The sequence below is a fragment of the Candidatus Thorarchaeota archaeon genome, from assembly GCA_013388835.1.
Lineage (GTDB): Archaea > Asgardarchaeota > Thorarchaeia > Thorarchaeales > Thorarchaeaceae > JACAEL01.
Genome location: JACAEL010000006.1, coordinates 59,253 through 83,597 on the forward strand (window position 1 = coordinate 59,253; position 24,345 = coordinate 83,597).

Consider the following 24,345-nt stretch of genomic DNA (forward strand, 5'->3'; position numbering starts at 1 on the left):
GTGCATTGGAACCGACTCGTTGAGGGGAGAGAAGAACGTTGACTCTTCCACAATGACCTCTAGGTATCCGATTCCGAACGCGCTAGACGGGATGTCAAGATCCAGAATACAAATACCCGATTCATTCGAAGTACCTGCTACGTGGAGAACAGGCACCCCCTCAATCACTAACCTGACTGACAAAGACAGGAGTCCGGCAGAGCGACCAGTTGTCGAGTCTCGAGTCTGAATCACGGCAGACAATATTGAGCCTGCGACGGGGTTCGGAGTCAGGTTGTAGGTGAGTGCAAGAGGACGGGGAACAACGGATACGTTGTGAGTGCACGAAGCAGCTCTGTACAGGGGATTCGTGGCGGTGATGACTACAGTGTACAGCCCAGGTTCTGTATTGAATGGAATGCTAGCATTATAGAGGCCATTGCCAACAGGGGCAAACGTGCCATCTGAAAGGCCTACGGCCCACTTGACGGAACTACCATCAATTGCAACGCCATGTATGTCCTCATGTTTCACTGTGACATCAACAGAGTCCCAAGTAGACCCGTCGGGGTACTTTCCAATGCAAGTACTCTGGGCAGCATGTACGGTCAACATTGAAGCGGGTGACTCGACCTGTAGCTCAAGCGACTCGTGCAATGGGAGAAAGGCCTCGTCCCCCAGATAGCTGATGCTGAGGTTGTAGGTTCCTGAAGCCCAGTTTTCAGAGGGGAGCATACTGAAGACTCTGGCCGAGGGATCGGTGACGTGCAATCCTGAGTAGACGAGGGAACCGTTCGAGTCGTGGATTTCCACTGTGACTTGCTTTCCCCAGAGACCCACTATGGAGTTGTGTGGGCTGATGACTAGGAAGTCCATCGGAAAGGTGTTTCCTGCCTCAAATGCCAATGGGCTGAGGAAATGGACTACTAAGGGACCACGAGCGATTTGCACAACCACGGTCTTGCCGTCAACCTGGGAGTATTGATCGAAGACCTCGATGTTGAAGACTATGTCCGCAGTGGTCCCAAGCGAACCAGGAGCGGTTTCGTTGGGTAAGATGACGTATTCCGAAGTGAGGAGCTGAGGGCTTGGAGAGGAATATGTGAAGTAACCGTCAGTGAAGACAAGACCCATATCAGTGACTGCTGCAAACGATGCATAACACCAGCCTTCTGGGCTGAAGTCGGCGATTACCGAAGCAACCATGTTGATTGTTTCTCCTACTTGATATGAGAGCTTGTCAGTTTCGAAGTAGCGGAACTCGAGGTAGAGCGCATCAACAGGTTCAATCGCACCTAGTACCAACACAACGGCGATAGCAGAGATAATGGGTCCTCTCAGTTTCAAGAAACCACCATCGTGGTGTGTTGATGATGCCTAAAAAAGGGCACAACATCTTTCGACAAGTTTAATTCAAAAGAACAGGGAGCAGTTCATCCAAGACCACTGATGGAGAGTCCAAGAATGGTTGTCAGACTGAAGGACGCCTTAATTGAGTCGATTGACGAAACTGAAACTAAGAAACTGAGGATTCTTACGGCGACCAGCAAGGAGGGTGGAGCAGTTTTCTCCATTGAACTTCCAGATGTTCTTAGCAGCCGACTCTCTGCTCGTGAAACGGTGGATGTGATACTTGACGAAGAACCTATTGCTGACGGAGACAAAGCTAGAGTCTATGGAGAGGGTGTGGCATATAAGGTGACAGAAGAGGGCACATACGAATTGGTAGGTACAGTCGGAGGGCTGCGAATACATCTTAGTCTGGTCAAGGCTACACCCTCCCAGAAGAAGACCTTTAGTCAGGGCAAGTTCTACTTCGGTTTGTTCTGACGGCTTCGAGAAGGTATTCCATGGTAGCCCGAATAGTTTCGGGCACCTCCGATTCTCGGTAAGCCACCGCAGACCGGTGTATGGCGTTCCATGTGCATCTCAGAGGACACACCACCTAGGCGAACAGACATGAAGTGTATGAAATACAATTAGGAACTCGATGCACTACTGCTTTTGGGTGTGGTCTTTGGTAGACGAAACATGTGAAACATACGGCAGCCCTTCTTGGTCATGCCAAGAGTGCGGCGGGAATCTTGTGATTAACAGAGGTCACGTTGTGTGTGCAGAGTGCGGGCTTGTGAACTCGCGAGAGTATGTCCACCCGACGTATCAGATGGGAGAAAACTATGACAGTGATGGTCACGATGCTACATCATACGTGTCCCTCGGGAACCGGATGCACATAGTCGATGGACTAGGGAGCTACATAGGGTTCCACAGGGATGCGTACTTTAGGGATGCGCACGGTCAAGCTATGTCAGGGAAGGACCAACGCAAGTTTAAGCGCCTGAAGTCAGTCTACAGCACTCGTGTGAGGATTGGTCGCGATGAAGCGAAATACCGTGCTCTGCGAACGCTGAACCACGTATCCAAGCTTCTTATGCTCACGGAACAGGTCCGTGACCGTACTGCATACCTGTACAAGAAGATTGCAGAGTCAGGGGAAAGAGTCAGCAACAACATACTCTTAATGGCGGTGTGTCTTCTGACGGCGGTGCGAGAATTCAGGGAGGGAGCACCGATAACACTCGAGGAGATTGCAGACGTCTTCGAGAAGTGTGGACATAGAGTGAACGTCAGGGCAATTGTCCGGGAGTCTTCTCGACTGAGGTCGCTTACTGGATATTGTCCGTCTGTCAGGAAGCCGGAGGACTACATACCTCGAGTAATATCAATGCTAATGAACGATTCCAAGGTCCTGAGCAAGTTGAGAGTGCGGAGCTGGAACCCCAAAGACTACGAGATTCTTCTTCGCGAGCGAATAGCTCAGGTCCTAAGTCTAATCCCCCCTTCGAAGCGAGGTGGAAGAAACCCTTTCATCTTCACCGTATCCGCAGCCTACGCTGCAGACCGCATGATTGCCAAGGAGACTGGCAGAAAGGCGGCACTAACTCAGAAACTTGTATCAAGAGCAACCCAGGTAGCCGAGTACAGCATCAGAGATCACTTTGGGATGATGAAGGACGCAGTAGAAGCAGCGGCCACACTCGCAGTGCCAAACCAAGCGTGAAGATGCTCTACGAGCATAAGATGAAACATTGTGACGGTTAAGGCGATAGTGAATGACAATGGAAGGTCACACGAGAACCAAGCTGTGTCCCAAGTCAAGGTGCTCAGAATGTGCTGACGCGCCGTTTCCCGATTGCATTGACAATCCCGTGTCAGGTGGAGAAGGTAGGTCGGACTCGGTCATGCTTCTTGAACCAGAGAGAAACACAATACACCTGGCACGCTGGGATGAAATTCGACCAGAGGCGCCTCCTTGGGAAGGGGGCGACTGGGAGTCAGTCTACGTTGAAGGACTATCCCAGAAGAGCGACTTGCTGGACAATGTCATCCGGGCGTACACCGTAGGTCCGTATCTCTCGATCTTCTGCAGGCAAGAGAACTCTGCGGAGAACCTTCACTTCTTCTTCCCACTTGTCCGCACAGCACTTGAGAGTCGGCTGCTAGACACGGTTTGTGCAATGTCGCAGCCGGTGGAATCAGGGCTTCCTCCTCGTAGGATTCCACTTTCAGAGAGAATTCGAAATAGTATGCAGATGAACGAAGCGAGAGTTACTGAGGCACTACCAGAAGTGAGTCATAGGACAAGGGCAATCGTCTCAGAGGTGGCGGCCCATCGGAACACAGCTCTAGGAAGCATTTTCGCGCTTCTGCTCGACGATGATGTGGAGGAAATCTATCTTGACAGACCCGGTCTGCCCCTGTACTTTGACCACAGTGAGCTGGGGAGGTGCGTGTCGTCTGCATATCTGACAGTTTCGGATGTGAGCCGCGTGTGCACGCTAATTCGCTCTGAGAGCAACCTCCATCTAGACAGAGCAAATCCCTCGCTGAAGACGGACATGTCGTTCGGCAACTCAAGCATGCGGTTTTCCGTGGCGCTTCCTCCTCTGAGCACTGATGGACTTCACATGGAGATTCGAAAGGCGCGGTGTAACCCGCTAACAATCAGAGAACTGATACACAATGGAACAATGCCTCGCGATGTTGGGGCTTTGCTTGTCCTAGCTGTCGCTGCCAGATTTAACATCGCAATAACGGGAGGCCCGAGCTCTGGCAAGACGACATTGCTAAACGCGCTTGACATGACAACTCCTAGACACTGGAGAAAGATCTACATAGAGGATGCAGTAGAAAGCAGAGTGACTGAACAGGGGCATCAAGTGAGGTTCAGGGTAGACCCGGTCGATGAGGGCAGGGGAAAGCTCAGCAAGAGCAGTGAGATAATCAAGACCCTTCATCGTTCACCAGACTATGTCATTCTGGGTGAAATACAGAGTATTGAACACAGTCAAGCGCTATTCCAAGCCATGTCAGCAGGCCTGAGAACCATACAGACCTGCCATAGTGACTCAGCTCCGGGTCTGGTGACGAGGTGGATCAACGACCACGGGATCAAGCCGTCCAGTGTGGCCATGATAGACATGATTGTAACATTAGTGAAGCCAGCACCAGGCAGTTCTGCAAGACGGGTGTCCCAGATTGTGGAGGTGCGACGGACTGTGAAGGACGGGGTCGTTGAGTTCCTCGGGCTGAATGAGGTATTCGATTGGAAGTGTGGTGTCCTAAGTCAATCATGGGCAAAAGACGGGGCCTTTCTGATGAGAGCAAGAGAGGCGGGAGTGGGAACGCATGTTGAAGCTCTCAGCAACGTGTTTCGCTTACTAGATGAGTACAGTCAGGGGATTAGTCCAGGGGAAGTACGTATTGGGGAGATCCTGTGGAGCTGTGGAAACCCCATGCAGTTTCAGCACAATCTTCAGGGGACTTAATATCCGCTGGAAAACACGCTGATAGTGATGTATATGAATCTAGACAGAGAAGGAATCCGCACTGACGAAGGAGGAGGTCCCCTTGTTGAGGAGAGTCTCCTCCTTGGAATCGCTGTGGTGACTGTTTCAATTGTCATTGCCGTGATTTTACAGGCAACGGGTTGGGCACAGAACATAGTCAACAGCCTGATGCAGATTCTGCAGGATAGCTGGGCAAACCTCTCCGACCTCTTTGGACCGTGAACCGATACGGACTCTTGCATGAATCGTTCCTACCGGTCACCTTAGGTCTGGAACTGGCACATGGGATGACCTTTTGTGCCGTGCTCGTACGAATCAGGCAGCGCGACAATCCCTCTGCAGATTCGGGACAAGACTTATGCAACAGAGTCACCAATACGGAAAGCCTTATTTTGGGTGAGTCCGCGTCTGGACTCTGCTCCGGACTGGTGTCACTGCTCCGGTAGAGTCATCGCACATCTTTCTGCGGTGTTGCCGAGTGTAGTCCGGCCCAGCATGGAGGACTCTCGATCCTCCGACCCGGGTTCAAATCCCGGCCGGAGCACCATGGGGCTCATTCGACGAGTGACCTTCGAGCGATTGAGGGCAGTAGGGCGATTAGTACCGAGAATAAGATACCAAACGTGAACACGGATACACCTAAGCCCTGAGCAGACATTAGCTGGTCTGGCGTGAACGCGAGGACAACATAGCCAGTCGAACGGGAGAGACAGGACGACTCTTCTATTGAGTAGAGAAGGATGCATTCACCAGGCTTTGCTGGAACAGGGAGAAACAGAGTCACGACGCCTTCATTGTCAGTAGATGAAGTGAATTGGGTCGAGAGCCATTCAAAGATCACCTCCAGACCGGACAGTATGGTCCCGTTGAGTGCTCGCGCCATCAGTTTCGCCCGAACCTCCTGAAGAGGGGCTACAACCGAATAGGATTCTAGCTCCAACAGAACAGGCATGAGTCTCTGCACGGGCAGTGAAAACGAATAGGTGCAACCCAGCTCATAAGCATGGGGATTCAATTCATAGGAGGCCAGAATTGAATAGACACCGTCAGTCTTGGGGGCTGTGATGGTGAACCTTACCACGCCCTGCCCATCGGTTGAACACACACTTGTGTTCTGGGCCTCTAGACCATAAGCGACCTGTCGACCTACGAGAAAGCCGCTACTGCTTGAAAGACGCAAACAGACAGTGACGGGCTGGTTGGGAGATGCTATAGAGATGATGCTGCTGTTTAGAAAGACGAGGAAGGGCTGAATCCAAACCTCAGTGTAAACATGGACTGTCGAGTTGAACAAGTATGGGTTCGAGAGGGTAATGAGAAAGCCTCGTGGACCCACCAGTCCATAGACATACACGACCGCCTCACCAGTGGAGGTAGGACCCAATACACCGGATGAGCTGAATCCAGATGCAAGGTCTAGCACGGTGAAAGGAAGTCCGGGCAGACCTCGATTGAAGTCATCAGTAACACTGATGATGAACGAAGAGTTCTCTCCAAGTACGAGCCTCTCCGAAATGGAAACATTAGTTCTGGCGTTTCCGAATACAGACAACTCCAAGGATATCGAGCAACCACTAAAACGTTCGTTGCCCAAGTACTGCAATGATAGAGTGTGGGAGCCCAAGGTGAACTGTCGGTCAATTGTAAGAACAAACAGCACATCGCCAGAGGAGTTGGAGGAGGTTTCAAGAATCCTGATGCCGTCAAGAAAGACTCCTATCGCTGAAGGGGGAGCACCTTGGAGCTTCGCATGCACATTGACTGACTCATTCAGGAGGACATGAGTCCTGAGTTCAGAGGCGATTACTAGCGAGGTTTCGAGCCGCTGAATGGTGACTGTGAGAGAGTCCTCTGCACCCATCAGGAAGAGGGACGCATTTCCGGGATAGACAATTCGTATCTCATTGTCGCCCAGAGTGTACCAGTTATCTAGACATGGTATACGAAAACCAATGTAGCCCGTCGAATTAGTAACGCCCTGTGCAAGCATCATGTCATTGCCATAGACTTGCACAAGCCCCCCTATGATTGGAGTACCCGAATCATCCAATAGAGTCACTGTGAGCACAATGTCATCACTAGGGGCTAGAGCAGAGGTCTGAATGTTTGAATGAACTGTGGTCCGAGCGAAGAGCAAGAATGTAGATTGCATACAGCTTGGCCAGAGGGCAAGTGACTCGTTTCCTCTGAAAGTAGCATTGATTACCGTGAAGCCGAGAGGATGATTGGAGGCTGGAGTCCATAGAATGCTCGCACGACCTTCATTGTCAGTTATACCAAAGCCAAGATACTCATTGGTGGTTTCATCAAAGAACTCGACCCTTTGATCGGGAACAGGATTGCCATATGTACCGTTTTGAAGAAGATATGCAGCGAGTATCACATCCTCGCCTCTCACGACGACGAGTTCCTCGTCTGCTGCAACACCGTCAACTCCACCACCCAGCATGAAGAGCACCATTGCGACAAGCCCGACGATGAAACACCTCAATCTCATGGTTTTGAATCCAGCTCCCTTAGCATCTTTCAATCGTCGAAACGTCTACATCCTTGGAATGAATCACGACTGAGTGCCTCGACAATAGAATATAACCTCCTACAATGCGCTACGGGCGGGTAGGAGGTTTGTGGGGGTTCATATTGCTTCGTGATGCACCGAGTGGTGGAGCCTTCACGGACCCAAGTCACCTGAGCACATCAGGGGCGGATGGCACAACGAATGACAGACGGAGAAGAACGCACGGGGACAGTCCATTCACGGGGTCAGCGATTTGACCTCCAGATGGTCCCAAGAATCTGCTGGCTTCTTGTACTCGCATGCACCGGGGTGTATTATGTCACCGCGTACCTACTCCCTCTGGGCGGTATGCTTGCGCCCCCGGCCTACGGATTCAAGTACTCCTTCGAAGTGATCATCGTGGTGGTGCTGTGTGTCGTTTCAATGTTGAATGCGGCAATCTCGAATCGCGCGCATGATACCCGGACAGAAGTTCAGGACGACATCGTCTACTTTCATTTGGGCAGCAAGTTCTTTGGTACAACTGCTCTGGAACTGACATCAGTCTCCTCTTCAGTGCAATATGAGACTGATGCGCCACCACACTACAACACGAGTATGTTGTTGGCTATGCGAAGCGGAATGACAAAGGGGACCGTAACAACCTATGAGGTTGGCGTATCAGGTGGCGAACCATTCGTCCGGCTCCTAATATCTGCGAAGTCCAGCAGCATGGACGAAATCAGGGAAACACTGAGAAGAGAAGCAATGAGGCTTGAGGCGGTCTTGGTTGCATCACTAGCCAGCGTCGAGATCTCCCAGATAAGGGGAGAGTCTCTCAAACAGGTCATCTCAGAACACCTGATTGATGATGAGGGTGGGGCAGTCCGGGGCAGTACGGGAGCACAGGCAGAGGGTACTCTCCTAATCATTCTGAAGGGCGTTCCTAGAGTCACGCCAGCTGTTAACCGCTCTCAGATTGGCGCTCTTCTGTCCAGTCTTCTCAAACAGGGTTGTGAAGCAAGGTTCTCGTGCACCTTTTCATCTGCAGACTCTCGTCGAGAGAAGAGAAGACTGGAAGGAGAGTGGCGAGCAATTCGGGACAAGGAGAAGAAGAAGAACGACTCCCTTGGGGACCAAACTCGCAAGCAACACCTGCTGGACAGATATCAGACAATTCAGAACGAGGAGGGGTGGTTTGATGTGTCATCCTACATGATAGTGAGTACGAGAGAGGCTTCAATGGGAGGGGTTCAGGACGGCGCCATTGGTCTAGCCCTATCCATCTGGGGCGGAAACGGTCTCAAGATTGCAACATGTACCAAACTCAGTGAGGCCTTGAAGTATAGGATGCTAACAAGGCGACACCTTAAGCCCCAGAAGCTATATGCCGATGCACTTGCAGCGTACGTGAACACACCGAATGAACAGATACCTGTTGTTTCAAGCACCCCTCCACCCACGTTTCCGATACCTCACAAGTCGCTGGTGGACAACGAGATACATGTCGGATGGACTGTGTATGGGAATCGGCTTCTGAATCCGGTCGGGCTCAAACCCGAATGGCTTAGGGAACATGTGGCTGTGCTTGGTGCCACCGGGACAGGAAAGACCACCTTGGTAAAGCGAATCATAGCCGAGCTCAGCACCAAAACGAATGTGCCTTGGTGGATCTTTGATGTGAAGGGTTCAGAGTACACCGAACTGGCAACTGTAGGTGCAGATGATGTACTTGTCCTAAGACCTGGCATTGATCCCGCGTTCACAATAGACCTCGTCGATGCAGAGGTGGATACACCCCAGTCCACGTTCACCATTCTTAGAGAGCTGATACGCGAACGCAACACATCGTCAGACTTGTCTCCAGCGATGGAGCGCCTGCTGAAAGAGGCAGTCATGGACATGGTGGAAAGGGGAAAGGGGTCGGGGTCTGCAGAAGCTCTGGTAGAAAGCGTGAGAAGACTCTCGGAAGAAGACCGCATCGGAGTGATGACCAGAGACGCACTGCTGAACAGACTTGAGGTCATATCAGGGGAGCCCCTCGGAAGAGTACTGAGAGGGGGTCAGGACGCTGTCAAGATATCTAGTCTCTTGGGAAAGCGGGTGATATTTGACCTTAGACATATAGCTCGCAGTGGAGGTATGGAGGCTGCGAGACTACTGTACAATCTGGTTGCCAAGAGGATATTCGATGCTGGCATGAAACGAGGCATATCTCCGGGACTTCGTCATGTTGTTGTACTAGAGGAGGCAAGCAACCTGATTCCCGAGAGTTATACAAGGTCTACTGCTGCCGATGTCACAACTGGCGAGTCCATGGTGATGCTGCAGAGAGCAACGGGACAAGGGGTCATTGTTGTATCGACTCGCCCCAATGTATCATCCAATGTGTTGGCAAATACTGCAACCAAGTTTGTGTTTCGCCTGCCATATGACAGCAGTCTGGGAGCGAAACTCCTGTCAATCGATGAACATCAAGAAAGGCATCTCAGATCATTAAGAGTGGGTCGCGCCTTGGCATCCATTCCTTCTCTGGAAGCATTCGAGGTGTCCACAGAGCCCTTCAATGTTGAACAGTACCAAGTTGAGGCGCCACGTTTGCCATCCGAAAGACTGCAAGAGGAAGCCATTATATCACGGTTCGATTCACAAGCATATGAGGAGGAGTCACCCGAATCGGACTTGGGAGTCAAGGATGAGGACCGCGAAGGGAAAGTATCCTGTGCATCAGAGTCTCATGCTAGTCCACAGGACTCGATGACATCAATGGTCGTGCCAGAGGGAGCCACTGAGATTCGCAATCACATTGCTGCATTGTTGGCGTCAAAGACCTATGCGACCGTGAGTGAAATCCGCCGAATGCTCTCAGCCGTGGACTCCTTTACAGATGACGACTTTGCAGCACTGGTTCATGAGATGGTGTCAAAGGGGAGCATAGTGAGAGAGGCCATTCCTCTTGTTGAGGGCGGCTTTGTCTATGCTCTGCCAGGAAATGGGCATAGAGCAGTCAAGCGCGTAATCATGGATTACATACTTGAAGGACTAGGGGGTTGCTTTGAGGTCCAAGAGAAGGAGTTGGAGGATGGATGCAGTCAATTACTCGTTGACGACCATGCCATTATCGTGTTTCCCGAACACCTGAAGACAACGTCGATGGACGACACGGTGGAGCGCATTCGAGGTCACATGAGTCGTTTTGGAAACGAAACCGCGGGGCTCATCGTCATTGTCAGGGGCAGTGTTGCTGCCGCAAAGCTGAGGGAACTAATGGACAAGTCGGATCAGTTTGATGCTGTTGAGGTAATCTCAGTCTTCCCCAGCTCGCTCGACAAGGCAGTACAGGACTTGGTACAGCGAGCTGGGAGAGCTTCCGTGGCGAGACAAGAGGAGACAGAGGACTCTTGCGTGGCGAGAGAAGAGATAGATACGGATGCTCCTAGTCAGATCCAATCATACTGTGAGGTGGAGCCTACAAGACCAGGAAGCGTACAGCTTCGTCTCTGGGCGGGTCTACTGCAGGACTTTGTTGAACTCAGAGGTGGCCAAGTCAGATGGGCGGAGGCGTTGGAGTTCATAGAAACGACTGCTCGCCAGTCAAGTCTGCCAAGAGCACTACCTCTCAGCCGGAACTCTGGAGAGAGCGCACTAAAGCGATTACTTGCTGACGAGGTCCTTGTGGCAATTCGAGCAGGTGAAGACAGAAGACTCATTAGTCTTGATGAGGGGCTTTGGGTGGTCAACGGACCTACCCTCACGAGTTTGAGGGAGAGCGTGGTCCAGGCGCTTCAGGACGAGCTGAAGCACAAACACGGTCCAGTCTGGAGGAATCATGATGAGTATGATCTGTGTTCAGGCGGCGTATCGTATATCGTGTTTCCCACGCAACACCAGCTGAACATGGTGATGAGGATTGGGAAGGGAGAGCACTGCAGGAAGTGCCACTCGCGTAAGACCGTTTGTGTTCTCACCGCTGCAGAGTATGGAGGAGATGATGCAGTTGCTACACCAGAATTGCTCCTCAGGACAGTGGAGGAGGGCCTATCTGCGGTGGTCCTCTAGTGTGCCGAGCTTGATTATTGTACATACAGTGTCCCTCCCAGCGAGGAGGTCGGCAAGACGGTTCGCAACAGCAAGGTTGAACACAGCCACTTTGGCACGTTGATTGGTCAAGTGCTTCAGTTCGAGAATCTTGTTCTCCATCCCGCCAGTGACATCAGTCGATACTGAAGGACCGGCATGCAAGGCCGCGTGGCCGATCTCGTCCATATGTAAGACTGGAATGAGTCGGGCAGCAGGAGTCAACCGAGGGTCTTGGTCATAAACGCCGTCCACATCAGTACCAATCAACACTGTATCCGCCGCGAAATGGTTTGCCAAGAGCATGACCAGTGAATCACCGCTGAGTATGGATGCGCCCCGCTCGCTATCAAAACACACATCGCCATGTGTCATTACCACGAGTCCGGACTTAAGAGCACAGCTGACGCGTTCCATATCAAAGAGCGATACGGTTCCGTTCTTCAGCTTAGCAATAGAGAAAGGGGCCAGTGAGACCACAGGTACACCTCGTCTGAGAAGCGCTTCTTCGATGCTCAGCGATAGGATGTTCATGTTGTGTCGGATATGGGGTATTCCAGCCACTAACCTTGCTGGGGTGGTTGACAAGTCTCCGAATCCGTAATTGTGCGCTGGCTGATGTCCGTGAGCACCTCCTCCAAGCACAATAATCATGGGCCCATTATGTCCTGCCAGTTCCGCAGCGAGTCTTTCAACTACAGGTTTGTTGACCTGCGGAGGAGTCCGGTCCTTGAACGTGATTACAGATCCTCCCAGCTTGACAACAGTAAGAGAGCGCACCGCTTGCACCAAACTGGTGGTTCTTCGAGCCGCTTATGGAGGTTCCTGTACGACGCTAGCGAATGTCAGCTCCAGCCAGTAGGACTCGTCAGGTATTGTTAGCCAGCGCAAAGTCAAGACACAAGACAATCTTTTTATCGGAATCAATGCAGGAGGGCCGGGGCACCACTAGTCTGGAGCCGTGCATTACATATGACGCAGAAGGCAAGAATCAGACTGTCTAGCACGAGCACCGAACACCTGGACAGCGTATGCAACCAGATAAAGAGGATAACTCGAAAGACCGGTGTTCGTATGGCAGGACCGATACCACTTCCTACGCGTCGCATGGTAGTACCCACAAGAAAGACCCCTTGTGGAGATGGAACAGACACTTGGGACAAGTGGGAGATGAGGATACACAAGCGGCTCATTGACATAGATGCAGACCCCAGAGCAATCAGGCAGATAATGAGGGTTAGGATTCCTGATTCAGTATACATTGAAATAGAGCTTACTGGCTGACAGTAGGCGCAAGCTCCTTTTGGGTTGCCACATATGATTTGGGCTGCGAAGAACTCAAGAGAGGCATCAATACATGTGTGGCATAATCGGTGTGGTGCAGGACAGAAACAATGTAGCGCCGTTCCTTCATCAGGCTCTGAAGCGCCTAGAGTATAGGGGTTATGATTCAGTTGGAGTGACCACGCTGTATCAAGGGGTCTTGTATACCAAGAAGGACAAGGGGAAGATTGACGAGGTCCACAGGAAGCTGAACTTGGATGACCTTCCCGGGTCAACAGGGGTGGGACACACTCGGTGGGCTACTCACGGCATACCATCACTTCACAATTCTCATCCCCATTTCGACTGTAACGGCAGAATTGCAGTTGTTCACAATGGCGTGATTGATAACTTCCTTGAGATAAGGACGGAACTGTTGAAGAGAGGGCACAGGTTCGAGTCTGAAACGGACACTGAAGTGATACCACATCTTCTGGAGGAGTATATCAGTGAAGGATTGGACTTCCCGGACGCTTTGAAGCGAGTGACGGATAGAATTGAGGGGACGTACGCAATTGTCGCAATGTCGGTTAGTCACCCGGAGATGATTGTCTGTACCCGAGATGGGAATCCACTTGTGATAGGCAGGAGTGAGGGGGCAACATATGTGTCATCTGATATCCCCTCATTCCTGCCCATGACTAGGAACATGATTCTCCTATTGGACGGAGAGATAGCAGTACTCACATCAAAGGGCGTTTCAATTAGGAAGCTCTCAGATGGCACACCAGTAGTGCGAGACCCGATTATCATCAGCTGGACTGCCGACCAAGCCCAGAAGGATGGATATCCCCACTTCATGCTCAAGGAGATACACGAGCAGCCAGAGGCCATCAGAAACACGCTGAAGATCAGGGATGACACCCTAGACGCAGCTGCGCGTATCATCCATGATGCCAAGCGAGTATACCTTGTGGCAATGGGGACGTCTGGTCATGCTGCAATGGCTGCCAGATACATGTTCGCCTCACTGTCGGGCGTGGTGCCAACGTTTGAACTTGCCAGCGACTTCCCCGATACAGTCTGCGAGTCACTGACGGGCGGGGACTGTATTATTGCTATTACACAATCTGGTGAAACCACCGATACCATAAGCGCGGCGAAATACGCCAGAGGGTTCGGGGCAAAGGTAATCGCTGTGACCAATGTAGTCGGCAGCTCAATCACACAGGTTGCGGATCATACGATAGTGACCCAAGCAGGTCCGGAGATTGGAGTTGCAGCAACGAAGACGTTCATAGTCCAACTTGTAACGCTATCACTGCTGTCGATAGCGCTCGGAAGACTGACCGGGTTCAGGACCCTAGAAGAATTGGACAAGAAACGACAGTCACTTGAAAGGATGCCTGAAATCGTTTCTGAAGTCATCAGGAGGAACGAAGAGCATGCAAGGACGGTGGCAGGAGTGTACCATGAGGCTCCGAGCATGTTGTTCCTGGGGCGAGGAGTTTCAGTGGCTACTGCGTATGAGGGGGCTCTAAAGATGAAGGAGATATCGTACAGTCATGCAGAGGGCTACTCGGCAGGCGAATCCAAGCATGGCCCCATCGCACTAGTGGAAGATGGGTACCCAGTGGTGTTTGTCGCTCCAAGAGATCAAACGAGGAATCGGATTATTGGCAATCTCATGGAGATGAAGGCAAGAGGTGGAAGGGTCATCTCAGTCATAGAGCGAGGAGATTTGGATTTGAGAGGACTCTCCGATCACTTCTTTGAGATTCCCGAGGGAGTCGAACCGGAGTTCTCTACAATTGCGTATGTGGTGCCGCTCCAAATCCTTAGCTACTACGTGGCTACCAAGAGAGGATACGACCCGGACATGCCTAGGAATCTGGCGAAGTCGGTCACTGTGCTCTAGGACCTTAAATAACGAACTGAGGGATAGACTACCGGGAAACCAACATGCCATGCACGTTACTCAGTCCATTGGCAGACTTTGCAGACCTTATTGCCGCCTACTTTGCCGAGATCTGGGGGTTTCTGATGTTCATAGGCAGACTGTCAGGAGTCATAATCATAATGACCGGGGCCATACTCTGGTTCACAGAGGTCAATGCCAACAGGGGAAAGGGACTGGTTTTCAGCGGCATCATCCTCTCAATAGTCGTCCAGTACTTCGCAACGTATCCTCCAGCTTTCGTTATCGGATAGCATCTGCAGAGTCGGACTCACAGTAGCTGCCCAGCAATGGCTTCCAGAGCGGTTCGAAGCCGAATCATATCGTCGATAGAGTTGTAAACATGTATAGAAGCCTGAACCACACCGTCAGCTGAGAGTGTATGAACCAGTGGTTGAGCACATAGGAAGCCACTCCGTACTGCGATGTCAGATTCGTCAAGCAGAAGAGCGACATCGTGACAATTCACATTGTCTGCAGTCTGATTGCCAACGTTGAAGGAGAAGATGGTCCGTTCGCTGTGGTGCGTTCCGTAGAGTATCAAGCCATCAATGCGCCCCAGCGATTCGGACATCAGATTGGAGATGGAGCGAATCTGATGTTTTATCTGTCCCACACCCAGACTAGAAATGTAATCGATTGCCGCAGAGAGACCTGCGACCCCAGGAACATTGACAAAGCCGGGCTCAAACATGTCTGGGGGCAGTGAGAAGTCGAAGGAGTCACCCTCTACATTTGAAACTGCAGAGCTCCCCGCAATCCCAGGGCGAATCGCCATGCCTGCTTCATCACTCATCCACTGTATGGCCAGTCCAGGGGGACCAAGAAGACCCGAGTTCGCCGAACAGAGCACTATGTCACTGCCGACAGACTGAAACTCAAAACTCGAAAACCCCATTGAACGAGTCAAGTCCGAGATCACGACACATCCCTCCTCGTGGGCTTTCTGGCAGAGCTCTCTAATGGGGTTTAGGTCTCCTGTCCCAGGTGAAACAGGTGAAATCGCAACCAGGCCGGAATCCTTGTCAATCATCCTCGTTGCCGTGTCAGGGTCCAAGGTGCCATCTGACCTAAGTGGTATAGTTTCCAAGCGGAGTCTCAGTACTTGAGCAGCCCTAATGAGCGGCGCGACAACATCATGGTCCTCAGTCTGTGATACTGTTATCTTGGTGCGTCCCGTGCGTTTCCAATCATATCCATAGGCAACAGAAGCAACAGCCAAGGCAACAGAATGCTGAAACGAGAGCAGTCTCGGTTCCGTCCTCGACAAAGCCGCAATTTTGGCTCGACATTCCTCGACTGTGTTTGCGCCCTCAACTGCAAGTCGATGAGCCCCTCGTCTTGAAGAGACTGCCTTCGTTCTAAGAAAATGAACCATAGCGTCTATTGCCGGGTCTGGCATTAGACAAGTGCTGGCAGAATCGAAGTACGCAAGAGAGGGTATGTTGCGAAGGACCGGGAAGTCCTTTCGGACATCAAGAGGAAGCGTCATAGAGATGATTCCAGTACGCTTAAGCAGGGTGTTTAGCTTTAGTACTTAACCGTGCTGGCCAAGAATGCAATAGAAGGAGCTCTCATTGTCACACACGACGGGCTCATATTCCACATAAAGGGAGTAGTCCAACCCGAGAATCGCATCGTTGCATACCTCAGGTATCTGCCCGATGAAAGAGGGGACAGGCGGTCCTTGACAGGTGTTAGATACGTAAAGATTAGCTCTCTAGAAGGTGCAGAAAGAGTAGTCAAAGAGATGTATCCTCAGTATATCTGGAAAGATCCCCGTCAAGGACGAGAGATGCAGGCGGTACCCATGGAGAGCATCGCGTACATACTTGACCCAGTCGATGCTCTGAACAGCATGAGAAGCGAAGGACCGTATCTTCGGGGGATTAGACGCGACGCTCTGGATTTGGCTGAGAAACTTGTGGAGGCAGCAGGAATAGAGAGGGAACACATGGGAATAACGGGCTCACAACTTGCGGGACTAGAGAATGAACGGTCAGACATAGACTTGGTTGTGTATGGTGAGAAAGCTGCGAGGAAGCTGTATGCAACAATGAAGGGCGAAGCGCGAGTGAAGGGGGTTCATCGATACGCAGGTAAGCGGCTCATTAATCATGTACTCTACAGATGGGGAACGCTTGAATCACTGTTTGAAAGGATGAGAGAGCTCGAGGAGAGAAAGTGTCTGCAAGGTGTCTTTCGAAATCGTGACTTCTTCATTAGAGCGGTGAAGAAGGACGGCGAACAGAATCGTAGATATGACTCTACTGTAGTGCGGTACGAGGGTCAAACCAAGGCCATGTGCAGGGTCATTGAGGACAAGGATTCCATCTTCACTCCCTGTGAGTACATTGTGACCTGCAAGGAGATACCGGATCTGAAACTGGTCGCCAGCTATCGCGGCAGATTCACTGAACACGCTGTCAAGGGGGAGCGCATATTGGTGGAGGGAAGACTTGAGTCAGTAGAGTGCATGGACTCTGGAGAAGTCTTCAAGCAGATAGTTCTGGGAGACAGAGTCACGGACTACATGGTTCCAATCAAATAGAACCGAGTCCGGCGACAAACACATCAACATTCATTCACAGTTGCGGTGTGTGAAAGGCGCTCATCATGTGAATACACGTTCCTGAATGAAAAGTCTCGTGCCCCTGTGCAGTGAAAACAGCGGTCATAGTAGCCGTTTTTGTGTGAATGTGTACACCCCGTCACTTCCACTGGAAATCGGTAAGCACGTCTGTTTGCGTGCTGCTTTTGATTCACAGGCATGGAAGAACAGTGAATTGCATAAGTGGAGGAGAATGTGGCTTGTGGGCAAAACAGACTGATTATAGCACTGCAGAGTGGAAATGGAGCCCGAATAGCGCGCTACTGATGTTAGGCGATGGACTGCAGAGGACTAGGATTCGATATGGAATTATCGAGCGAATATGGTGATATTGCCAATTCACATACTCACACTTATGAAGAGAAAAGGACATTAGTAGTGTGAATGAGCTAAGTAGCATAGTGAGTAGTGATAGAGATGCCTGATGCGGACCGTACGAACTACGTCTATGAGTTCACGTACAGTGCCGGTCTAGGTCTACGAGAGGTATTTCAGTGCAAGTATGTGACACCACTCGAGGCACTTTCTCGATTCAAGAGAATCGTTTCTCTCACACAAACAGCATTTGACTTTAGAATACGTGTCTTGGACGAGGTATCGAAAGAAGAGTCAAGCTTTCAGGTAAGTGGATCTGTGGATGACATGCTTGAGAAGTTCGAGGTCTTCCTGGAAACTAGTACAGGATATAAAGTGAGCAGAAAGGCCGAGGCAGTAGACAGGACAGAGTTTACCAGTGAGGAATCAATGAGCAACTACGAGAAGATGCAGCTCATTGTGTACGCCTCGTTCAGGCATGGAAAGTTCTCCTCGCTCGATGTAGCTGAGATATACGAGGCTACGTTTGAAGAGGAGCTGCCCAAAAGCACAGCGTCGACATACTTAGCAAGGTTCTACAACGAGGGCCATGGGCATTTGGAGAGATACGGGAACCGCTCTGGCTACACCTATCGTCTGAGAACCGAACTTCAAGAGGTTCAGATCGAGGTGGAGAAAGCAGAAACCACCTTGGCTTCGATGCACCTCGGCACCAAGAGGTAGAGCGCCGAGATACTTGGCGATTGTCACTCTGCGGATACAGAACTGGTTTGCTCTGTGAATGTGATTCCTAGGGATTCGAGCTCCTCTAGGACGGGCCCATATATCTCGGGCATCACAGGCCTCTGCACTCCCACGAGCTTGATACTGCCTTCAAGTATCATTCTGCTTGCGATGGCGACAGGGAGAGACACAGTACGAGACATGGAACTTTCCCCGTGAGGTATCCCATAGTCAATCAGCGTGGACGTCAGTCTCTGACGTCGGTTGGGATACCTGATCACAAAGTCATGATGCATGACGATCATGTCGCGCTCACCAGGGGAGTACTGGAGCTTCTCTTCAAAGAGATGGCAGAGTGCATCAAGAGGTGTACTGACTTCAGAAGGGATCCTTGTTGAGCTAAACAAGCCAAGCCATTCTAGTCTAGTAATCACTGGGTCAGTGATAGGGACACGAAGACGGTGTGCGACTTGGGACTTGAGTCCCTGTTCCTTCAGTCCGAGCAGCTGGGATAACATCTGTGCATAGGTGGTGTTAGTGAGGTCTCTCGGAGTCAGGTCGAGTAGACCGAGCTCAGATACCCTCTTCATTGTATTACACCATCCAGTGTTTCTGAAGGTGCCCCTCAGCATTGTCTTGGTTTCGGGAATACCGTAGATATCGATGTACGACATGCTATCTCGGTTTGGGTAGCCCTCGAATACTCCCAGACCTGGCACCTCGTACAGATGGCAGTTGTCGAATAGAACCGAACCGGGTATCACAACCTCCTTTCCATCCAAGAGGAAATGGGCGTCATTTCGACCTGCAAGTAGTACGCCTCTGGGACTCCATGACAGCTTGTAGCCCAAGGGGTTGTTGTTAGCATCAGGAGCTGGAAGACCACCAGTGAATGAGGTGAAGCTCTCAATCTTCCCCCCATCACGGTGAGCAGCGTGTATTATTCTCATTGCACTCATGTGGTCGATTCCGGGATCCACACCGCACTCATTGAGGAGAACTATGCCCGCATCTTCTGCAGCACTATTGAGTTCCTGCATCTCCTTGGAGATGTATGATGTCGTACAGAAGTGCTTGCGATGACGAATAGCCACCTTGGCCGCCCTAACATGATAAGTATATGGCAACAGAGAACACACAAGGTCTGCTTCACGTGTTAGTTTGTCTAGGAGGCGGTCATCTCGGTCTATGTCGAAGGCCACTGCCTCGGCATTCCCGCACCCCTGAATGAGTTGCTCGGCCTTCTTCAGTGTTCGGCTGGCCACAACAACAGAGTATCCATGTTCAGAAAGATAGCGGATGTACGGGCGAGCCACGAGGCCTGCCCCCAGACAAAGAACTCTGCTCATTTGATTTATCACCTATTGTAGGAACTGCTGTAAGTACTGATACCTGGGAGTGAGCTGACCGCGATAGACAATGACAGCGTCTTTGAGCTCACGAGGAAGTGACAGTTTTTCGAAGGGCACCGAGAAGTCAGCATTGGCAAGTGCAGGGACAAAACCAAGCAGACTCGAGCTGAAGGAGGTGGAGGACTCTCGTGGCAGCTCGCACGGAAGGTTGTCAACAGCCATGACAACTGGACCGTCACCCATGACCCCCGGAACTGCGACATCCTTGTCAACTAGGTATGTAAAAGTGGGCTGGGCAGGGTTGGTGGCATATAGCGTAAACTCGATTCCTCCTTGGATGTCACAGGAGATGTCACCAATTACCCGCAGTCTGCGATTCTTGGCTCGCCAGTGTGACTTGATGAACTCCTTTGTGAGAAGACGTGGATACTTTGCAGACCAGTAGATGCAGTTGACAAGCACAGTCAAGTATGGAACGTGCCTTTGAAAAGTGCCATGATACTTGACAGATCCGTGGTTATAGTAGTCTTGTAGGTCGAACTCATTGGAAGGGTTGATTGGCTCAACCATGTCCTCCTCCTTGAAGACGCACTTGTAGAGGGTGTTCGGGGATGACTTTAGACTCGGGAGCTCGTGGGGTTGAGCAACTTCATGAGGAAGGATATCGAAGAGCTCTTGGGCGCCCTTCGAAACATTGCCATAGCCGGCAAATCCCACTACAAAGGGGAGCAGGTCTTTCGGCAGGCCTTTATCAGAAATACGGTCAGCTAACGCCTTGAACTCCTGCTTCAGCTCAGGCAGGCCGCGCAACTTGCGTGTTTCACGCATTTCTGCGAACGGGTTTGGTGCGACATTCTCATACTTCAGACGCTCACCAAGTGCCCTGAGTGTGTCGGAGATACCTGCCATGCCAGCCCAATTGCCGAAGAAGACCAGTCTCTTGCCCTTGTCATCTACAATATGCTCATAGTCAATTAGCGTGGCGCCAACATCCATTACTCGTCTCAGCATTGGCATGTTGTGTGTTTGGCCCTTGGTCACATGACTGAAAAACATGTACACCTTAGAAGGTTCGAAGAATTCCATTGGCATCTCCTTTATGCCAAGTATTATGCTGGCCTTGCTATCAATCAGGGGAGAAACGAGTGCGTTCACACTGGAGAACTCCTCAACGGGAAAGGCGCGTTGTGTGCTTGGTTCTACAACGAATGAGAGGCCGTGATCCGACGAGAGTCGGTCAATGTGGGCTGGAATAATGGGCACACGAGCCTCGAAAGGCTTCTCCTCCTTTCTTATTCCGATGACATTCAATGCAGGGACCTCCACCAGCGGGAGAGCGATGTGTGGGGACCAGCAGAGCCTCGCTTTAACCTTTTCATACGAATCACAGACACATAATACTCGTAATACCAGCATTCAAGACGGAACACGTGGTCGTAGTAATGATATGACATGAAGCGGGTCATCTATATCTATGACTGCAAGAAGGCTCGCGAATACAATGCTAGGCGAGTGGCGTTTACAAAGGAACTGTACGGGTTCGTCTACAGCTGGAAGACCCGAAGCGGAGTGAAACGTAGAAGAAGACCCGGTCTGTTGGAAGCGCATCCGGGGACTGAGATCGTATCTGACTCAGCAGTTTTGGTGCCCGAGGAGGCCAGAGAGTCATTCGACGCGTTCTTCGCGCGATACAGTGACATACTGAAGGTTAGCAATTACCTCGTAATGGAGGAACGCAGACGACCCGAGTCGCAGAACACGTGTTCCACGCTCGACTAATGCTACTGGTGTACGAGAAGACGACGAGTGGAGGTAGTGGTGCAAGGCAAGCTATGGTTGAGGATCATAGGGTGGGGAGGAGGAAGAGGTTGGACGCTCTGGTTTCGAGTGGAGGGAGAGGATACCCCTGTGTTTCCAGTGGAGAGCTTGGTGTGTTTAGGTTCTGGTGGAGGAAGAAGGTATATATAGTGGTTTGTTCATCTGTTCTTTATCTACATTTTCTATATTCCATACTATACGTCTGCGGCCTCAACATTTCATTCCTTCTCCACTGGAAACCGGGGGGTGATTTGTCAGTTGGAACACGTGGTCGTAGCCCGCGGCAATACCGGAAGACTATTACATATCTTAACATCCCCGCCAATCGAAGTCTGTGTACGAATTGAGTGACCCTGGGGTATTCTGATGAGCAAAGCAAGCACCCTACTGCAGAATGAAGTCGGAAGGCGAGTGTTGCTTCTCGCGAATGAGTCAATAGCTAGAGGTGTACTGGAGGCTGGTGTCAGACTAGTCGCATGCTACCCCGGGACCCCGAGTAGTGAGATTGGCAATACGCTATCACAAATGTCTCCTAGTCTTGAGAACTTCTACTTTGAGTTCAGCGTCAACGAGAAAGTGGCGCTGGAGGTTGCAGGGGCCGCGGCGGTATCAGGTGTTCGCTCGATGATGATTTGTAAGGGGCCTGGCCTCAATGTGGCGGCCGATCCACTGCTGAGTCTTGCATACGTGGGGGTAAGGGCTGGCATGGTCATTGTTGTTGCGGACGACCCCAGTATGTGGAGCTCGCAGAATGAGAATGACTCTCGTTACTATGCTCTGATGAGTAACACGCCGATGTTTGAGCCGTCCGATCCCGAGGAATCAAAGAGTATGTTGTTACAGGCCTACGAGATATCCGAGAGGCTTCAGCTGCCGGTTCTGCTTCGGACAACAACAAGAGTGAATCACACTCGAGCTCCTGTTGAGCTTGGCCCAATAAGAGACCGACCTGACAAGGTGGAGTTCCAGAAGGAGCCCTTCCGATTCGTCCCCATCCCTTCAGTGGCGAGAAATAGGCATCTTTGGCTTCTGGGTCAGATCAAGGTGGCGCAGGAGATTTCGGAGACCACCCCCTTGAACTTCACTGTGGGTCAGGGCAAGCTGGGAATCCTGACCAGCGGAGTAAGCTACTGCTATGTGCTTGAGTCGTTGGCCAGCATGAACCTGAACGCAGAGGTCCTGAAGCTGGGAATGACTCATCCTGTTCCGGAGAGAATGCTTGTCGAGTTTATGAGGCGTCACAGACAATTGGTGGTTGTGGAAGAGCTCGAACCCTTCCTGGAAACACACGCTCGCAGACTCGCACAACTTCATTCGGTCGACGTTGAGATACAGGGGAAAGAGCAAGGCTACTTTCCACGAACGTATGAGTACAGCCCGAGCATAGTACGCGATGGCCTAAGACGTTGTATTACTGGTGATACAGCTACAGACCTGCAGAGGACTGAGAGGACAGATACGGGCTTAAGCAGCCTTCCTCCTCGTCCTCCGCTGCTGTGTGCTGGCTGCCCACATAGAGCAACCTACTATGCAATCCGCACAGCGACCAAGGGCAAGGCTATCTACCCCAGCGATATCGGGTGCTACACACTGAGCATATCTCCACCTCTTGAGACCGCGGATCTGCTTTTCGACATGGGTTCGTCAATCACTACTGCGTGCGGCATTGCTCAGGTCACAGGTCAGGATGTGGTTGCAACCATTGGCGACAGCACCTTCTTTGCTTCTGGTCTTCCAGGTGTTGCCAATGCAGTATACAATAGCCATCCAGTCTGCATAGTTGTACTGGACAATCGAACGACTGCAATGACCGGTCACCAACCACATCCTGGTACTGGTCTTACTGGTATGCAACAGAAGGTTGAACCCTTGGACATAGCCACGGTGTGTAGGGGCCTTGGCGTGAAGAACGTTCGAACAGTTCGTCCGTTTGCTTCTCTAGCGAACCTTGTAAAGGAGGTCAGAGAGCTGGTTTCGTGGGTTCGCAATAACAGAGCCCCTGCAGTGCTTGTGTCAATCGAACCCTGCGCGCTCATTGCCGCCGCGGAACGTGCCCGCGCGGGAGTGCGCATCTCTCCATACTACGTGGACCCGGAGACATGCACTGCATGCAAGAGATGCTTGAACCGACTCTCTTGTCCAGCCATGTACCAAGACCCTGAGTCGAAGAAGGCTATGATTGACGAGACTATGTGCAACTTGTGTGGGGTCTGCGCCTCAGTATGCCCTCAGGGCGCAATCAGGCAGAAGGAGTGAATGTTGCTTATGGCTGCTACACGTACTACGGGTAATACGACGCAGAGATCTGATACGGTGATCACCGGCGTGGGTGGTCAAGGAGTCTTGACTCTAGCCGAGTTGCTTGCTAAAACGGCCATGGCTGAGTCACACAATGTGAGAGTCGGGGAGATTCACGGTATGGCTCAGCGCGGAGGACATGTCATGTGTACCGTCAGGATTGGGTTGGGGGTTAGAGGTCCAATCATTGATGCTGGAACTGCAGACGTCCTCGTCGGTTTCGAGCCTATTGAAACACTCAGAGAGCTGCATCTCCTTAGAGAGGGCGGTCACGTCATAATGAACACACATGTCGTATGCCCTGTCGCGGTTTCCATGGGTACAGTCGAGTATCCTCCCCAGGATGTCGTACTATCCAAGCTTCATGCTCGCACGAGTAGCGTGATTCATTTCGATGCAACTGAGATCGCACAACAAGCGGGCAGTACTGCGTCGTTGAATATCGTCATGATGGGCGCAATCATAGCTTCTGGGGTGGTACCCGTTCGAAGGGATACGGCTCTGGACACCATCACTTCCTCCTTTCCCAGCAGGTTCAGGTCAGTGAATGAGGCGGCTTTCAGTAGCGGCTTTGAAATGGCCCGCCGAGCTTTGTCAACATAGGC

The 24,345-nt window shown here is 51.4% G+C and carries 18 protein-coding genes and 1 tRNA gene; 14 read left to right on the forward strand and 5 right to left on the reverse strand.

The window, feature by feature from the left end; genetic code table 11:
- Positions 1 to 1,443 precede the first annotated feature (1,443 nt).
- From HXY34_01000 to HXY34_01020, 5 genes are all read left to right on the forward strand, one after another.
- On the forward strand, positions 1,444 to 1,809 hold the full coding sequence (locus tag HXY34_01000) for a hypothetical protein (GenBank protein ID NWF94699.1): 366 nt from the start codon (positions 1,444 to 1,446) through the stop codon (positions 1,807 to 1,809).
- A 187-nt stretch (positions 1,810 to 1,996) separates the two neighbouring features.
- Complete coding sequence (locus tag HXY34_01005; protein NWF94700.1) at positions 1,997 to 3,040, forward strand: transcription initiation factor IIB family protein; 1,044 nt, start codon at positions 1,997 to 1,999, stop codon at positions 3,038 to 3,040.
- Between the two features lie 58 nt (positions 3,041 to 3,098).
- The gene (gene tadA, locus HXY34_01010; protein ID NWF94701.1) at positions 3,099 to 4,808 is read left to right on the forward strand and encodes a Flp pilus assembly complex ATPase component TadA; all 1,710 of its coding nucleotides are present in this window, start codon (positions 3,099 to 3,101) and stop codon (positions 4,806 to 4,808) included.
- 33 nt (positions 4,809 to 4,841) lie between these two features.
- Positions 4,842 to 5,051 (forward strand): hypothetical protein, encoded by a 210-nt coding sequence (locus HXY34_01015; GenBank protein ID NWF94702.1) that lies wholly within the window; start codon positions 4,842 to 4,844, stop codon positions 5,049 to 5,051.
- A 243-nt stretch (positions 5,052 to 5,294) separates the two neighbouring features.
- Positions 5,295 to 5,376: transfer RNA gene (locus HXY34_01020), tRNA-Glu, on the forward strand.
- A gap of 6 nt (positions 5,377 to 5,382) precedes the next feature.
- Here the strand turns inward: HXY34_01020 and HXY34_01025 are convergent.
- Positions 5,383 to 7,326, reverse strand: coding sequence for a hypothetical protein (locus HXY34_01025; protein ID NWF94703.1), 1,944 nt, complete (start codon positions 7,324 to 7,326; stop codon positions 5,383 to 5,385).
- A 222-nt stretch (positions 7,327 to 7,548) separates the two neighbouring features.
- Here HXY34_01025 and HXY34_01030 point away from each other — a divergent pair, with 222 nt between their 5' ends.
- Positions 7,549 to 11,385, forward strand: coding sequence for a DUF853 family protein (locus tag HXY34_01030; protein NWF94704.1), 3,837 nt, complete (start codon positions 7,549 to 7,551; stop codon positions 11,383 to 11,385).
- On the opposite strand, the gene HXY34_01035 is transcribed toward HXY34_01030, so the two are convergent.
- The gene (locus HXY34_01035; GenBank protein ID NWF94705.1) at positions 11,365 to 12,183 is read right to left on the reverse strand and encodes an isopentenyl phosphate kinase family protein; all 819 of its coding nucleotides are present in this window, start codon (positions 12,181 to 12,183) and stop codon (positions 11,365 to 11,367) included. The genes HXY34_01030 and HXY34_01035 overlap by 21 nt on opposite strands.
- A 192-nt stretch (positions 12,184 to 12,375) precedes the next feature.
- On the opposite strand from HXY34_01035, the gene HXY34_01040 reads away from it, so the two are divergent.
- The 3 genes from HXY34_01040 (at position 12,376) to HXY34_01050 (ending at position 14,877) form a co-directional block, all read left to right on the forward strand.
- Positions 12,376 to 12,687: a 30S ribosomal protein S10 gene (locus HXY34_01040; GenBank protein ID NWF94706.1), complete on the forward strand. Its 312-nt coding sequence runs from the start codon at positions 12,376 to 12,378 to the stop codon at positions 12,685 to 12,687.
- Between the two features lie 73 nt (positions 12,688 to 12,760).
- Positions 12,761 to 14,584: a glutamine--fructose-6-phosphate transaminase (isomerizing) gene (glmS, locus tag HXY34_01045; GenBank protein NWF94707.1), complete on the forward strand. Its 1,824-nt coding sequence runs from the start codon at positions 12,761 to 12,763 to the stop codon at positions 14,582 to 14,584.
- Between the two features lie 68 nt (positions 14,585 to 14,652).
- The gene (locus tag HXY34_01050) at positions 14,653 to 14,877 is read left to right on the forward strand and encodes a hypothetical protein (protein ID NWF94708.1); all 225 of its coding nucleotides are present in this window, start codon (positions 14,653 to 14,655) and stop codon (positions 14,875 to 14,877) included.
- Positions 14,878 to 14,894: 17 nt separating this feature from the next.
- Here the strand turns inward: HXY34_01050 and HXY34_01055 are convergent, their stop codons facing one another.
- On the reverse strand, positions 14,895 to 16,115 hold the full coding sequence (locus HXY34_01055; protein NWF94709.1) for an aminotransferase class V-fold PLP-dependent enzyme: 1,221 nt from the start codon (positions 16,113 to 16,115) through the stop codon (positions 14,895 to 14,897).
- A gap of 51 nt (positions 16,116 to 16,166) precedes the next feature.
- Between HXY34_01055 and HXY34_01060 the strand changes: the two genes are divergently transcribed.
- The gene (locus HXY34_01060) at positions 16,167 to 17,174 is read left to right on the forward strand and encodes a hypothetical protein (GenBank protein ID NWF94710.1); all 1,008 of its coding nucleotides are present in this window, start codon (positions 16,167 to 16,169) and stop codon (positions 17,172 to 17,174) included.
- A 645-nt stretch (positions 17,175 to 17,819) separates the two neighbouring features.
- Positions 17,820 to 18,272: a hypothetical protein gene (locus tag HXY34_01065; protein NWF94711.1), complete on the forward strand. Its 453-nt coding sequence runs from the start codon at positions 17,820 to 17,822 to the stop codon at positions 18,270 to 18,272.
- Positions 18,273 to 18,295: 23 nt separating this feature from the next.
- Here the strand turns inward: HXY34_01065 and HXY34_01070 are convergent, their stop codons facing one another.
- Both HXY34_01070 and HXY34_01075 read right to left on the reverse strand, forming a co-directional pair.
- Complete coding sequence (locus tag HXY34_01070; GenBank protein NWF94712.1) at positions 18,296 to 19,621, reverse strand: saccharopine dehydrogenase NADP-binding domain-containing protein; 1,326 nt, start codon at positions 19,619 to 19,621, stop codon at positions 18,296 to 18,298.
- A 12-nt stretch (positions 19,622 to 19,633) separates the two neighbouring features.
- Positions 19,634 to 21,040 carry a hypothetical protein gene (locus HXY34_01075; protein NWF94713.1) on the reverse strand — a complete coding sequence of 469 codons (1,407 nt, stop codon included), beginning with the start codon at positions 21,038 to 21,040 and terminating at the stop codon, positions 19,634 to 19,636.
- Between the two features lie 36 nt (positions 21,041 to 21,076).
- On the opposite strand from HXY34_01075, the gene HXY34_01080 reads away from it, so the two are divergent.
- The 3 genes from HXY34_01080 to HXY34_01090 all read left to right on the forward strand — a co-directional run bounded on the left by HXY34_01080 (position 21,077) and on the right by HXY34_01090 (position 24,343).
- On the forward strand, positions 21,077 to 21,403 hold the full coding sequence (locus tag HXY34_01080) for a hypothetical protein (GenBank protein NWF94714.1): 327 nt from the start codon (positions 21,077 to 21,079) through the stop codon (positions 21,401 to 21,403).
- 405 nt (positions 21,404 to 21,808) lie between these two features.
- The gene (iorA, locus tag HXY34_01085; protein ID NWF94715.1) at positions 21,809 to 23,698 is read left to right on the forward strand and encodes an indolepyruvate ferredoxin oxidoreductase subunit alpha; all 1,890 of its coding nucleotides are present in this window, start codon (positions 21,809 to 21,811) and stop codon (positions 23,696 to 23,698) included.
- Between the two features lie 87 nt (positions 23,699 to 23,785).
- Positions 23,786 to 24,343 (forward strand): indolepyruvate oxidoreductase subunit beta, encoded by a 558-nt coding sequence (locus tag HXY34_01090; GenBank protein ID NWF94716.1) that lies wholly within the window; start codon positions 23,786 to 23,788, stop codon positions 24,341 to 24,343.
- Positions 24,344 to 24,345 lie beyond the last annotated feature (2 nt).